The sequence below is a fragment of the Paraglaciecola sp. G1-13 genome (assembly GCF_055809255.1).
The window spans coordinates 1,264,812-1,278,842 of the sequence record NZ_CM147903.1 but is presented as its reverse complement, the minus strand read 5'-3'; the positions used below and the strand labels follow the sequence as shown (position 1 = coordinate 1,278,842).

Here is a 14,031-nt window from a genome sequence, read left to right as displayed (position 1 = left end):
ATACCGCCGCAAACCGCACTTGTTGAAAATAAACCTTCACCTAGATACTCAGCCAACGCTTCGGCGCGAGTACCTGCATGCAGGACTAATGAATTACTCGCTGGTTAATTCATCAAACCGGAAGCTGTAATTACCTGATGTACCCGCATCGTCGTAGTAGCTGGTAATTTGCATTTTAAACGTGCCTTCATTGGTGTTGATCAAGTACACACCGTATTGTGACCACAGCAAATGCCCGCCATTTAAGTTGTACTGATACCAAGGGTTGTTATCGAAGGCCAATTCTTGCGTTACGTCTGACGCAAAGCCGTAAAACTGTGCGGCTTCGCTGTCTATTGCAGCATAAGCATTGTCGTCATCCACTATCGCAGTGGCATCTTCAGCGATGTGAATATCAAATTCAGCCCCTGTGATGTCATCCACTGTGGTGCACGCCAAGGTAATATCCCACGCATCTGTGGCAGATATAGCCGCACCTAAATCAAAGTCTATGTATATGTCATCTGTGCAGTCTGCAGTGTTAATGGTCAATGCTGATTCAGCACCAAATTCGGTGTCCCCGGCTAAGGTATTTTGCGTGGCAACGCCAAACGTAATGGATGACATTGTGCGCCCCTCAGTGGTTAAGTCCGTGACGCGAAACTTGGTATAAGCGTCATCGGAGTCGACAATGAAATAGCGGTCATCGTTGGCAGTCACTATGTGCGTTGTTGTATCGTAATCGTAAAATTTTGCGCCGATGACACTCTCTTCGCTGTCACCCACAAAGCTGTCATCCGCTGGAATATCCGTGCCACTAATAGCGAGATAGTCCTCTAATTCTGTGTCTGCATCAGCGTTTAAGAAGCTATTAGCAACCGCGGCGCCAGTATCATCATAAAAGTCACTGTTAACATCGGTGAAAAATGCCCCAACGCCGTTGTCACTGTGGGTATTCAAATAGACCTTGGTGCGCTGAAACGCGATATCCCATGCACTGCTTTCAGCCGCTTCTTCAGCAGTTAGCGTAAGGGCAATACCCGCATCTAAATCGAAATACACGCGAGTTGGCTCAGCAGTTGTTCCTGTGCTAAACGGCCCCACTATTGTGCCCTCTTCTACCACCGGTGCCGTCGGCTCAGTGGGTGAAGTATCAACGCTATCGCTGCTCGAACTTGACCCTCCGCAGGCTGTTAGTAGTATGGCGGTGCTCAAGCTGGCGAGGTAACTGATTTTCATGTGTGTATTTCCTTGTTGTAAGAGTGTTTTAATAGAATTGATAGCTAACGCCGACAAATACCCGCTGGCTTGAAAGGGGCCTTACATCGAGTAAGCCTTGGGCGATAGCATCGCTGTTTTGATGTTCATCAAAGAGGTTGTCGATACCGGCATTCCACTGCCAGTGGTCGTTAATGTGCTGATTTACGCTGAGATTAACGCTGAGCCAATCGTCTTTTTCGATACCCAATTGTGTGCTGCTTGGATGCTCGCCCGTTTCATACACCACGTAGGCTAACGCATTGATATCGTAAGGGAGTCGCCAAGTGAGGTTGGTCTTAATCTGATGCGTGGGCCGTTCACCCAAGTAAACACCATCGCCATCGGTGGCATGTAGATAGCTGTAGCTCAGTTGATAATCCACTTTTTGCCAACCCAGCTTAAGCGACAGATCTGCCCCTTTCATATAGGTTTGGTCGACATTGGCGTAGCGGGAAATCAATAAACCAGTTTGCGCTGAAGCCTCAACGTCGATCACTGTATTAATAAAATCTTGCGCTTTGGCGTAATGAATATTGGCTCTTAGCGACAAGCGCGGGTAGGCGCTGTGAGCGTTTTTGTTTGAGTCACTGCGAGAGTTATTGCCAGCGGCATCGCGCGATCGATTAGCACCAAACAAGCGCTGAACACTGCCGTGGTAACTCAGCTCAAGGTTGCCACTTAGGGCGGTTTCCGGGTCAAGGTCTTCATTGCCCAGCACCATGTAACCTAAGTTGCTGTGATCAAATACATAAAAGCGTTCTTTTAACGTAGGAACGCGATAGCTTTGCCCTGCCCCAACTCGCAATTGCCATAAGTCATTTTTATCATCGCTTAGGGTAAACAAACCATTTACCCGCGCCGCAGAATGTACCCCAAAGTCACTGTCATTTTGTGCTCGAAGGCCCGCAACCAATTCATGATCGCCATATTGCCAACTGGCTTGCGTGTAAGCCTCAACACTGTCACGACTTTGGTCATCAATTTCAACAGTGCCAGCGTCACCGGCCGTGCTGGCTTGCTTAACTTGATAAAGTTCATCACGATGCAATACCAAGCCTGATACAAGGGCGACATCGCTTAGTTGCCACTGATATTGACTGTCTATTTCTGCCAACGTGATTTGGGCATCACGCAGACCGTTTGAATCTCCGCTGGTTTCATCATGTTGTAGATAGCGCCCTTGTACCTTCCATACTTGGCTTTGACTCACACTGATATCGTGCTGCCACTGCTCGACGTCGGATATATAACTAATGTCTCCAACTTGTCCAGGAATGGCATAGCGCAATTTGCTTTTTTCATCGCTGAAATAGCGGGTCTTTAACGCCAAGTGAACTTCACCAAAGTCCCTAGCCAACCCCAGATTAACAAACGACTTATCCGTACTGGGTGCACTTTGTGAGAGTGTATTTTGGTCGTAATCAAAGCCTGGATCATCAATTTTTTGTGCGCTAACACTTCCCTGCCAGCCCAAAATCATTTGATTAACGTTTAATTGGTATAACCCAGCCACATCACCAGAATCGATGGCATTTTGCATATAACTGCTTGCTTGGTATCGGAACTTGGCACTATTTCGATTCTGTTTACGGGTGATAACGTTGATCACTCCGCCCATGGCAGAGCTACCATAAAGCACAGACGCCGCACCGCGTAACACTTCTATACGCTCAATGTTTAGCACACTGATTTGGTCTAAATCTACCGACGAGCCAGTGGGTGAAATTAGCGGTTGGCTGTCAAGCAAGACCAATACGTGATCTCCGTCAAAACCTTGCATTTGCACTGTGTAGCCGTCTTTTTCGTTACGCTTAGTGACCACTCCAGGAATGAAGTTGAGCGCACTGGCTAACGTGCCATGACTCACTTGTTGTAATTGTGCTCCTGTAATCACCTCAATAGAAATTGGGCTTTGTGATTGGGCAAGCTCGGTGCGCGTGCCCGTTACCACCATTGTCTCTAACGGTGTATTTTCAATATGTTTTACATTGGGCTTGTTGTCATTGAATAACTGCGCCTGAGCACTGATATTGAACAACATTAGGCAAGGTATGAGGGGTTTTAAGTTCACGTGAATACCTACTGCAAATAGTAATCGTTATCATTTGCATTTTAATTTGTCACAATTTCATCCTCTTGGTCAAGGGATTTGTGAATATTTTGATCGCAGACAAGGCGTGTTCGCCCAGAAAATATACCCATAAAAAGTGAGTTGTATCATCACGTTTGAAGCCACGACAAGCGGTGACGCGACAAACAAGTATTCGCGTGAGCTTCAACCAAACCGTGCCTGCATTTAATGGGAAAAGCCGCTGCTTTATGTCGATAAAAATGGCAGAATAGCGCGCTTTCGTTGCGCCCCTTGCAATCTTGTACCCTTTGCAGTCATAAGTTGAGACGTATCATTTGAAATATTCACAGCGCGCCCAAGCTATTTCACCCTTCTTTGCCATGGCATTTGGGGCTAAAGCAGCCGAATTAGAGGCACAAGGCCATTATGTTATTAAGCTTAATATCGGTGAGCCCGATTTTGGCGCGCCACCTGATGTGTTACTTGCTATGCAGAACCTGGCCACGACTTCCCCTCTACCCTATACGTCAGCGCTGGGGTTACCCGAGCTCCGTGCTGCTATCGCAGGCTTTTATAAAATGGCGCATAACGTCGATATAAGCCCGGATCGTGTGGTCGTGACGGCGGGCGCTTCTGCTGCGTTGTTGCTGTTATCGGCGGCGTTTGTAGACGCTGGGGATAATGTGATCATGGGCGATCCTTCTTATCCCTGTAACCGGCAATTCATAAAGAGCTTCGGAGGCAATGTTCAATTAGTGCCGACGACAGCAGATTCACGCTTTCAGTTGAATATGGACTTGCTTGAAAATCACTGGCACAGCGGTACGCGAGGTTTAATGTTAGCCACACCGTCAAACCCAACAGGCACCGCCGTTGCACCAGATGAATTGCAGGCAATGTGCGCCTTCGCTAAAAGCCGCGGTGCGTGGCGTATCATTGATGAGATTTACCTTAATTTGCATCACGGTGACGCAGGTTTTCAGCCGATTACCGCGTTATCATTCGATGATGAAGCACTTGTTATCAATAGCTTTTCTAAATATTTCGGCATGACTGGCTGGCGCTTAGGTTGGTGTGTGGTACCTGAGCGCGCGGTACCTGTTATGGAGCGCATGGCGCAAAACTATTACATTTGTCCATCAACCCTCGCCCAAAAAGCCGCCCTCGAATGTTTTACACCGGCTTCTATTGCCGTGTGTGAGTCCCGCAGAGCGATGCTTAAGTCTCGAAAAGAATTGATTTTAGCCGGGTTGAAAGAGTGTGGTTTGCACGTGCCTGTCCAGCCAGATGGCGCATTTTACGTCTATATTGATGTTCGCCCTACCGGCCTTTCAGCCATGGACTTTTGTGAGCGTGCACTGCAAGAAGCCCACGTAGCACTCACTCCAGGCAATGATTTTGGCGAATTTCAAGGGGATGATTACGTACGTTTGTCGTTCGCCTCCGCTGAGAGTGAATTAACCGAAGGCATACGCAGGCTTTGGCGCTTTATGCAAAATTTAACATAGTCGTTGTTAAGCCTGTGTGAGTGCTTATTTTGAAGATAATCACTCACCAAGTTCTTTACACAACCTTTACTCTTTTCCCTCTAACAATCTTCTGTCTTGCGTATCCAATATATATCATCTTTGGAGGCGCTAGTATGACCCACTCTTTGAAGCGACATATAAAACGATCTGTAAAACTAGCTGTGAAACGCTCAAAGCAAGGTATGAAGTGCCGATTCGCTTTTATTGCGTTAAGTAGCTGTTTGCTTTTAACGTCTTGTGGCTTATTTCATGGTCGGCATTCAGGTGGTCATGGTCATAGCCGAAGTAACGTGAGTGTGCATGCTAGCGGGCACTCTGGTGCAGTCGCAGCTATTGCTATAGGCGTAGGTGTTGCGATTGGCACCATCATATCCGCCATACCCGACAAACATACCCCTATCGGCTCAGGCCGCTATTATGCTGATGGCATATTTTACCGCGATACGTCACAGGGTTACGAGGTGATTTCTGCACCGATGGGCGTCTGGGTAAATGACATCCCTGCCCAGCACAGACTGTCACGCTTTCAAAATAGAGATTACATTGAATGCAAAGGGGTTTGGTATCGTTACAGTCAAAATACTCAACAATATCAGGTGATTAGAAATCCTTATAAATAGAATACAAGCTAAGCAGTGCGTCTCAGTAGCATCGCAATTATTAGCTCCTAAGCGATTAGTCGCCAGCCGTTTTGCCAGTTCACTCGTTAAACAGCAATAGGGATTTGGATACCGCGCCTAATATGATATAAAAATACGCTAGGCGTTTATCGCGTGATCTTTTTCCGGCAGTGAATCCCAATCGATGCATATTTTAAATTTCGAAGCTTTTTTGTTGGCTATCACCTTATTAACCCTCACCCCAGGGATTGATACCGTGCTGGTGATCAAAAACTCGAGTCGTTCTGGAGGGCGTGACGGCATGGTGACTAGCCTTGGCATCTGTCTTGGTTTGTTCGTACATGCGACCTTTTCAGCAGTGGGCATATCAGCGATTTTATTACAATCCGCTGAGCTTTTTATGGTAATAAAATGGATAGGCGCTGCATATTTAATTTGGTTAGGCATTGGAGCATTAAAAGCCGCGCTTAAAGGTGAGGCAAGTGTTGCCATTGATGCTAGCGGCGTGAGAATTTCAAGCCTGAATCGCTCGTTAAAAGAGGGCTTTTTATCGAATGTGCTTAACCCTAAAACCGCCGTGTTTTATCTTGCCTTTTTACCGCAATTTATTGACCCTCAGTACTCGCCGTTTCTGCAAGCAATGACTATGGCAGCAATACACTTTGTGATTGCCATGGTGTGGCAGTGTGGTCTTGCTGGCGCTGTTAGCTCAGCTAAACGCTTCTTTGCTAGCAGTACAGCTATGCGCTGGATGGAAGGTATTTCTGGTAGCGTATTAGTCTTTCTGGGCTCGAAACTTATTTTCGATGATGCTCCGGTAAAATCCAATTAACTCCTCGCCCGTGTCGGTTTTCACTTTCTAAGTAACGGTCCAATAATCATAGGATTTTTGATGTTTCGGTTTGTATTTTCTAGTGCCTTGTTGTCAATATTGCTGCTAAGTGTGTCTGTAAAAAGAGTATATGCGCAAGCCCCTTCTGAGATGGAGCAACTGGCCATGCAGTATGCGCGCGTTATTGGTCAAATTGAGCTGATTAATGTGGCATTCACGCAAATGAATGCGCGCTGTGAAACTGACTTCATCACAAGTGCTAAATTCTTGCCTGAGGTTGATTATTTGCTGCGTAAAAACATGGATTACCGCTTTGATGAATTCGTTCATTGGATGGAAGGCGCAGCAGAAACGCGTTTGCTGGCAACACAAATGGTTGACGAAGTGATAGCGGAACATGGCGGCTGCGACAGTAGTGCACTCACCCATTGGTTTCGTTATTTAACTGAGTTAAATGAACAAGAAAACCTCGCTTTTTTACGTCAAAACAAGCTGTTGTTTGGTCTGCCTAAGGTTGCTCGCAGCGAGCATAAAATACAGTTGGCGTTTAACGCTAAGATAAATGATTACCAGAATTTACCTTATCAAGAGATCCACGATTTAGCGTCCGCGTTAGATCAGGGTAGCTACCGATATTCGCTTCTTAGCTTTTCTCAATCGATTATAAAAGATAGCACCGAAGCACAAACGTTATGGCAATTCGCAGTCGATGAATTTGATAAACCCGGCGCTTACTATGCCCTTGGTAAATCTCTGCAAGAACACGCAAAAGATAAAGCCCTAGGGGCTTTCAAGCAGTCTGCACAAAAAGGTTACCGCTTCGCTGAAACGTGGTTGGGCACCTATTACGCTTGTCATAACAATATGCCCCAGGCTTCATTTTGGCTCGAAAAAGCCAAACAAGACGGCGCGGAACCTGAATATATCGACGATATTTATGCAGAAATCGACGAGCTCGGCACACCCACCAACTGCGTGGATGGTTGGGTATACTAACAACCATGTCGGTAATTTATTTCTGTTGCAGCTTCGCTCCAAGTCGCGAGCACCAGAGCTGCTTTTAATTAATTCCACGATCGCAAAACGCCAACCCTCTCCGTTTTGATTACCTATAAAAACAGCGAGCTTAATCGATTCTATGAGCCCAGATCAGCAACTGACATTTTCTGTAACATTATTCAAGCTTCTGAGAAGGTGGTTCGCTATTCAAACTTGTTTTGTGTCAATTTTATCAGGCCCTAACAGTGGGAAAATCATTAGCCTAGATCAACGTGAACATACGTAACATTGAGGACAACCTAATGAGCAACACATTCTATATTCCTGCCGTTAATATCATGGGCGAGAATGCCCTCGAGGATGCTATTCAACAAATTGAGTCCCTTGGGTTCAAAAATGCTTTGATTGTAACCGACCCGGGCATGACACAATTAGGTGTGGTCGCTGAAGTACAAAACTTGCTCCAAGAGAAAGATGTTAATAGCTTTGTGTTTGACGGCGTTCAACCTAACCCGACCGTGAACAATGTAAACGCGGGGCTTGATGTACTGCACACCCATGAATGTGATTGCGTAATCTCTCTCGGCGGAGGCTCAGCCCATGATTGTGCTAAAGGTATCGCGCTGGTGGCGACAAATGGAGGCCACATCAGTGATTATGAAGGTGTTGATGTATCTAAAAAGGCGCAGCTACCGTTAATCAGCATTAATACAACAGCGGGCACTGCGTCAGAAATGACGCGCTTCTGCATCATTACTGATCAAGAAAGACATATAAAAATGGCGATTGTGGATAAAAACGTTACGCCTATATTGTCCGTTAATGATCCAAGACTGATGGCGGGTATGCCTGCATCTTTAACCGCCGCGACCGGTATGGACGCACTGACTCATGCGATTGAAGCTTACGTATCGACTGCCGCCGATCCGATCACAGATGCATGTGCTATCAAAGCCATCGAGCTTATCCGCGATAACTTGCATGAGGCAGTGCATAACGGCACCAACATGGCTGCCCGTGAGCAAATGGCCTATGCACAGTTTCTAGCTGGTATGGCGTTCAATAATGCATCTTTAGGCTATGTTCATGCTATGGCACACCAATTAGGCGGTTTTTACAATTTACCTCATGGTGTGTGCAACGCGGTATTGCTGCCACATGTGCAAAAATACAATGCGCAAGAAGCAGCTCCTCGCCTAAAACATATTGCCAAAGCACTAGGAGTAGCGGTAGATAGTTTAACGGATGAAGCGGGTGCAGAGGCGGCCATTAGTGCCATAGTGTCATTGTCACGCAGTGTGAATATTCCAGCCGGTCTTGCCGAGCTTGGTGCAAAAGAAGCTGATTTCGACATTCTCGCCACCAATGCAATGAACGATGCCTGCGGCTTAACGAATCCAATTCAACCAACCCATGAGCATGTGGTCGCTATTTTCAAAGTCGCCATGTGATTTACGCTTGTTAACGCATCTCAGGTTTTAAGAACGTTGCGATGAATAAATATGTGCGCGTGAAATAAGTGAAGTGTAAAGGCCTGAAAGTGAACTTTCAGGCCTTTTATTTTGGGAGATTTTACCATTCCACGTTATTAAGTGATCACTCAGCGAGAGTTTAAAAGGGCTTAAACAAGGCGCATGACTGAATGAATAGTCGCTCTCTTTCGAAGTTATGCAACGCAGTGTAAGCCCTTTTAAAACTCGCCTGAAAGGAATGCCCCAGCGGCTTTTGCTCTGCGTTATCACTATTTGGAAGAGAAAAACCATTACTACATAGCGACGCCTTAATAAAAAAGTGCTGGACGCATTCTGAGGGGGCACTTAATAATGCGGATTGGTATTAAACTGGCAATGAGGTTTTCTTCACGGGGGATTTAAGCACAAACGAGGAGTGAACGCCGCTGACGCCTTCAATGCGAGTGAGTTTATCGAGCAAAAATTGCTGAAAATCGTCCATGTCTTTTACAATGACTTTAAGCACGTAATCGGCGGCTTGTCCGGTGATCAAGTGGCACTCCAACACTTCGCTAAACCCCGTTACGCTCTCCTCAAACTTAGCGAAACGCTCTGGGGTATGTTTGTCCATAATAATTTGAATAAAAGACAACAGGTTTAAACCAAGCTTACGCGCATTTACCAGCGCCACATAACCATCTATTAAGCCGCTTTCTTCTAGTTGCCGTACCCGGCGCAAACAAGGCGATGGGGACAAGTTAATCGCATCGGCTAGTTCTTGGTTTGAGATCCTGCCCTTGTGCTGAATTATTTCAAGAATATGGCGATCGTATTTATCAAGTTCCACGTTAACTTCCCTTCAAAGCAAAAATAATCAATAAAGTTAAATATTGAGCAATATTATTGCGCAATAAAACAAAATAAACCAGTTTTAGCAATTATCTGCCCGCGGGTCTGCGTTACGCTTGTACACCTTGTTTATCTTAAAAGCCGGAGCGCAAAAATGATCAGCCAACCACATACCAAATATCAACGCTTTGAAGGGGTTAGCTTACCTGATCGCCAATGGCCGAATAAACAGATTACTCATGCTCCTATCTGGATGAGCACCGACTTGCGCGACGGTAATCAAGCGCTGATCGATCCCATGTCGATTGATACGAAATTGCGCTTTTTTAAAGAATTAGTCGCTATTGGCTTTAAACAAATTGAAGTGGGCTTTCCGTCAGCGTCAGACATTGATTTTAATTTTGTGCGCTTGCTGATCGAAAAAAATCACATTCCAGATGACGTCACTATTGAAGTGCTAGTTCAAGCACGCTTTGACCTCATCGAGCGCACAGTAGAAAGCTTACGCGGTGCGAAGCAAGCCATATTGCATATGTACAATCCTGTCGCCCCTGCCTTTCGCGATATTGTGTATAAAACCGATAAAGCCGGTGTAAAGCATATTGCCACCCAAGGCACAGCGTGGGTGAAGGAATTGACTGCCCAAGCAACAGAGGTAAATTGGACGTATCAATACTCACCCGAGGTGTTTTCTAGCACCGAAATTGAGTTTGCCAAAGACGTATGTGATGCAGTAGTAGAGGTGTGGCAACCAAGTGCCGACAACAAAATTATCATTAATTTGCCAGCCACCGTTGAGATGAACACCCCGAATACCTACGCAGACCAAATAGAATGGATGCATCGTCATCTTAACCGCCGAGAGCATATTGTATTGAGTGTGCACCCACATAATGATCGCGGCACAGCCGTGGCAGCAGCAGAGCTAGCCGTGATGGCAGGTGCCGACCGAGTTGAAGGCTGCTTGTTTGGCAATGGTGAGCGTACGGGCAACGTGGATTTAGTCACCCTTGCAATCAACCTATACACCCAAGGTGTTAACCCGGAGTTGGATTTTTCGAATATCGATAGAGTGCGCAACTTAGTGGAAGAATGTAACCAGTTGCCTGTGCACCCTCGCCACCCTTATGCCGGGGAGTTAGTCTTTACCGCCTTTTCAGGCTCGCACCAGGACGCGATTAAAAAAGGCTTGGCGGTACAAAAAGAAGATACCCTATGGCAAGTGCCTTATTTACCAATTGATCCCGCTGATTTAGGCCGCAGCTACGATGCTGTTGTGAGAGTAAACAGCCAGTCAGGAAAAGGGGGCGTGAGCTTCTTACTCGAACGCGAAGGGGGTTTGCAGTTACCGCGTAAATTACAGATTGAATTCAGTAAAATCGTACAGCAACACAATGACACCAGCGGTAAGGAAATGAGCGCTTCGGGTATTGTGTCGCTTTTTGAATCAACATATTTGATTCAACCCGATTGGATTGAGTTTAAACAGTGCCAAATTAAAACCGTTGAACAAAACCAACAGCAAATCGACATTCAGCTGAATATTAATAACGCTGAGGTGAATATTAGCGGTGTGGGCAATGGGCCAATCGATGCGGCGTCCCGCGCGATGAGTCAATTGATAAAAACGCCACTTGAGATTGTTGATTACCATGAGCACGCAATTGGCGAGGGCTCTGGGGTCACCGCTGTATGTTACTTAGAATTAAGAACGGGTGACACCACAACTCGTTTCGGCGTCGCCAAAGACAGCAATATTATGACCGCGGCTGTCAAAGCAATGCTAAGCGGTATTAATAGAAGCGAGCAACAAGAAAGCATCCAAACCGCGGTTGCCAAGGCTTACACATTTGACCTAAAGCAAACCGCTTGCTCAGCTTAGTGTGTCGTTAATTTAGTAACGAGCACAGCCACTAGAGCAATGCTATGTGCAGCTCCTATAGTGTCATAAAGCGCAGCCCAGTAATTTTTCATGATTGCTGGGCATGTTAATATAGACGCACAGAGACTGCTGACCTATTCGCTGGATAAGCTATCTACTCTGCTGAGCTTCTAACCAGTCTTTTGTCTTTCGATACTCCCTAGTCGCATCTCTTTTGCTCACGCTCAACAATAACTGACGTCGATTTCAATACCGATTATGGTCTTTGATGAGACTTTGCCCAAAGTATGCGCATTGGCTCGACTCATGCTACACGCTATTGAATGCGCTAGTATTTTTCAGCACCCGTTGTTTGAGCGCAGCATTTAAACTAAGTAAAATAGCTAACATAATAAGGTGCAGTAATGAGCGAAGACGCGACGAACTTTGATCGTAGAAGCATGCTAAAAACCTTAACTGCGGGGGCTGTTTGCACCCTTGCTGCATCAGGAATGGCCAACAGCGCGCCGCAAATCAGCGTGGCTGAATTTCCCGCCGTTCCTAAAGGGCTTTCCCCTGAATCCCTCGCTGAGGATGAATCTTTTTGGGCCAAGGTTGCACTGTTTTACGACACAGCCCAAGGCATTGTTAATTTGGAGCATGGTTATTGGGGCAAGATGTCTCGCCCAGTGCAAGAAGCCTACGTAGACAATACCCGTATGGTTAACACTGACCTGTCTTACTATGCACGTAAACACTATAAAGACGACGAAAGAGTCAGCACCCTTAACGTTGCTAAAGCTCTTGGGGCACGGGAAGACGAAGTCGTGCTGACCCGCAATGCCACTGAATCTATTCATAACCTTATTCGCCAGTACAATCGATTAGAGCCAGATGATGCCATTCTGTATACGGACATCGATTATCCCAGCTTTAAAGACACCATGCGCTGGCTTGCGGCGTCTGGAAACCTCGAGGCGGTTGAGGTAACGCTACCTCCTCAGGCAAATCAGCAACAAATACTCGATAAGTATATTGAAGCCTTTGATAAACACCCTAATTTAAAATTAATGTTGCTCACTCATGTGAGTAATCAACATGGCTTGATTTTACCCGTCGCTAAGATTTCAGCCATCGCGAAGCTACGGGGTATAGATGTGATATGTGACTGCGCTCAATCATGGGGATTACTCGACTTCAATATCACAGAATTGAACGTAGATTGGGCAGGGTTTAATTTGCATAAATGGATTGGCAGCCCAGTGGGTGTGGGTGCGCTGTATATGAAAAAAGGCTCATTGAAAAAAGTATCCCCCTACCCTGGTGAATCTGACCCAAAAAACACCAGTGTGAATTCGCGCGTACACACAGCTACAGTCAACTTCGCTTCAATTTTAACCCTGCCTGCGGCTATCAATTTTCACAACATGCTTGGCGGCGCTAACAAAGAAGCGCGTCTGCGTTACTTACATGCCTTGTGGGCAACCGAAGCCCGCAAGATGCCGCATATCGAAGTACTGGGCGGCGCTGACGGTGAGTCCTGTACAGGCATGGGTGCATTTCGCCTTGCGGGTAAAACAACGCTGGAAGAGGCGAAAAACCTACAGCAAAGGTTAGAAAACGAATTTGGCGTTTTTACAGTCGTTCGCGTCGGGTTATCCAGCGGTTGCTGTATACGGGTTACGCCACAGGTATTTACCTCAGCGAATGATATTAGCCAACTGCTTATCGCTTTGAAAAACCTCGGTTGAGCGTTGAATAACACAAAATTAATCTAAAATTACCCCAAAAAAACAATAAGCAAAAGGAACACCATGAACAAGCTTTTACTTACCTGCGCTTTATCCATCAGCCTTGCGATGTCTGCAAACGCCTTTGCCAGCGATTCACCTGAAGCTCGCATTAAAGCAGCTGGTTTCGAATTACCTGCCCCGGTAAAGCCCATCGCTAATTATGTTACATGGCGACGTTCAGGGAATACCTTGTATCTGTCAGGTCACGGTGCCTGCGAAGGTAACAGTATATTGGGAAAACTCGGCGATACGCTTAATGTTGAGCAAGGTTATGAGGCCGCTCAGCGCGTGGGTTTGTGCGCGCTGGCCACCATAAAATTGGCGGTAGGCGATTTAACGAAGGTTAAACAGGTGCTACAAATTAACGGCATGGTAGCAGCGGTTCCGGCGTTTACAGACCACTCGAAGGTCATCAATGGCTTTTCTGATCTGTTTGTCACTGCGTTTGGTGACGACGGCAAAGCCGCGCGGGCAGCGGTAGGTATGAGCGGCTTACCTGGCAATATGTCAGTAGAAGTCAGTGCGGTTATAGCATTAAAAGAATAATCTTCATTTTACACTGACTGCCTTACTGATTTAATGCTGTCTGCCTTGTTAATTTAATGATTGCTCATTGGTAATGACTATCGCGCAAGGCAGTTGCTCCGTCCCCTTTTTGATTTATTGCGTCATCGCATCATCGCCTCACTGCCTCACTGCCTCACTTTTAAAGCTAGAACGTTAAGGTTTCAAACGGGTAAAAAATGCGTTTAATTTGATAATGTACATCGAAATATTAACCGACATG

Annotated in this window: 11 protein-coding genes; 8 read left to right on the top strand and 3 right to left on the bottom strand. The window is 46.2% G+C overall.

What is annotated here, in order from left to right; all coding sequences use genetic code 11:
• Positions 1–93 precede the first annotated feature (93 nt).
• Together AC0L6N_RS05365 and AC0L6N_RS05360 are read right to left on the bottom strand one after the other, a co-directional pair.
• Entirely contained in the window at positions 94–1,218 is a 1,125-nt protein-coding gene (locus AC0L6N_RS05365; RefSeq protein ID WP_473479580.1) for an HmuY family protein, read from the bottom strand.
• Between the two features lie 28 nt (positions 1,219–1,246).
• The gene (locus AC0L6N_RS05360) at positions 1,247–3,280 is read right to left on the bottom strand and encodes a TonB-dependent receptor plug domain-containing protein (RefSeq protein WP_473481258.1); all 2,034 of its coding nucleotides are present in this window, start codon (positions 3,278–3,280) and stop codon (positions 1,247–1,249) included.
• 365 nt (positions 3,281–3,645) lie between these two features.
• Between AC0L6N_RS05360 and AC0L6N_RS05355 the strand changes: the two genes are divergently transcribed.
• The 5 genes from AC0L6N_RS05355 (at position 3,646) to yiaY (ending at position 8,741) form a co-directional block, all read left to right on the top strand.
• Positions 3,646–4,818, top strand: a complete 1,173-nt coding sequence (locus AC0L6N_RS05355) for an aminotransferase class I/II-fold pyridoxal phosphate-dependent enzyme (RefSeq protein WP_473479577.1) — start codon at positions 3,646–3,648, stop codon at positions 4,816–4,818.
• Positions 4,819–4,952: 134 nt separating this feature from the next.
• Entirely contained in the window at positions 4,953–5,459 is a 507-nt protein-coding gene (locus AC0L6N_RS05350; RefSeq protein WP_473479574.1) for a DUF6515 family protein, read from the top strand.
• 184 nt (positions 5,460–5,643) lie between these two features.
• Positions 5,644–6,291, top strand: coding sequence for a LysE family translocator (locus tag AC0L6N_RS05345; RefSeq protein ID WP_473479572.1), 648 nt, complete (start codon positions 5,644–5,646; stop codon positions 6,289–6,291).
• Positions 6,292–6,351: 60 nt separating this feature from the next.
• Positions 6,352–7,287 (top strand): hypothetical protein, encoded by a 936-nt coding sequence (locus tag AC0L6N_RS05340; protein ID WP_473479569.1) that lies wholly within the window; start codon positions 6,352–6,354, stop codon positions 7,285–7,287.
• A 305-nt stretch (positions 7,288–7,592) separates the two neighbouring features.
• On the top strand, positions 7,593–8,741 hold the full coding sequence (gene yiaY / locus AC0L6N_RS05335; protein ID WP_011574320.1) for an L-threonine dehydrogenase: 1,149 nt from the start codon (positions 7,593–7,595) through the stop codon (positions 8,739–8,741).
• Positions 8,742–9,126: 385 nt separating this feature from the next.
• On the opposite strand, the gene AC0L6N_RS05330 is transcribed toward yiaY, so the two are convergent.
• On the bottom strand, positions 9,127–9,588 hold the full coding sequence (locus AC0L6N_RS05330) for an Lrp/AsnC family transcriptional regulator (protein WP_473479567.1): 462 nt from the start codon (positions 9,586–9,588) through the stop codon (positions 9,127–9,129).
• Positions 9,589–9,744: 156 nt separating this feature from the next.
• On the opposite strand from AC0L6N_RS05330, the gene leuA reads away from it, so the two are divergent.
• The 3 genes from leuA (at position 9,745) to AC0L6N_RS05315 (ending at position 13,790) form a co-directional block, all read left to right on the top strand.
• Positions 9,745–11,472, top strand: a complete 1,728-nt coding sequence (leuA, locus tag AC0L6N_RS05325; RefSeq protein WP_473479564.1) for a 2-isopropylmalate synthase — start codon at positions 9,745–9,747, stop codon at positions 11,470–11,472.
• Between the two features lie 404 nt (positions 11,473–11,876).
• Positions 11,877–13,202 (top strand): aminotransferase class V-fold PLP-dependent enzyme, encoded by a 1,326-nt coding sequence (locus AC0L6N_RS05320; protein WP_473479561.1) that lies wholly within the window; start codon positions 11,877–11,879, stop codon positions 13,200–13,202.
• Between the two features lie 63 nt (positions 13,203–13,265).
• Positions 13,266–13,790, top strand: coding sequence for a RidA family protein (locus AC0L6N_RS05315; RefSeq protein WP_473479558.1), 525 nt, complete (start codon positions 13,266–13,268; stop codon positions 13,788–13,790).
• Positions 13,791–14,031 lie beyond the last annotated feature (241 nt).

Bases quoted from the DNA above. Each gene is read 5' to 3' on its own strand.
- AC0L6N_RS05365 (WP_473479580.1), bottom strand. From the start codon at position 1,218: ATGAAAATCAGTTACCTCGCCAGCTTGAGCACCGCCATACTACTAACA.
- AC0L6N_RS05360 (WP_473481258.1), bottom strand. From the start codon at position 3,280: ATGTTGTTCAATATCAGTGCTCAGGCGCAGTTATTCAATGACAACAAG.
- AC0L6N_RS05315 (WP_473479558.1), top strand. From the start codon at position 13,266: ATGAACAAGCTTTTACTTACCTGCGCTTTATCCATCAGCCTTGCGATG.
- AC0L6N_RS05345 (WP_473479572.1), top strand. From the start codon at position 5,644: ATGCATATTTTAAATTTCGAAGCTTTTTTGTTGGCTATCACCTTATTA.
- AC0L6N_RS05320 (WP_473479561.1), top strand. From the start codon at position 11,877: ATGAGCGAAGACGCGACGAACTTTGATCGTAGAAGCATGCTAAAAACC.
- leuA (WP_473479564.1), top strand. From the start codon at position 9,745: ATGATCAGCCAACCACATACCAAATATCAACGCTTTGAAGGGGTTAGC.
- AC0L6N_RS05350 (WP_473479574.1), top strand. From the start codon at position 4,953: ATGACCCACTCTTTGAAGCGACATATAAAACGATCTGTAAAACTAGCT.
- AC0L6N_RS05340 (WP_473479569.1), top strand. From the start codon at position 6,352: ATGTTTCGGTTTGTATTTTCTAGTGCCTTGTTGTCAATATTGCTGCTA.
- yiaY (WP_011574320.1), top strand. From the start codon at position 7,593: ATGAGCAACACATTCTATATTCCTGCCGTTAATATCATGGGCGAGAAT.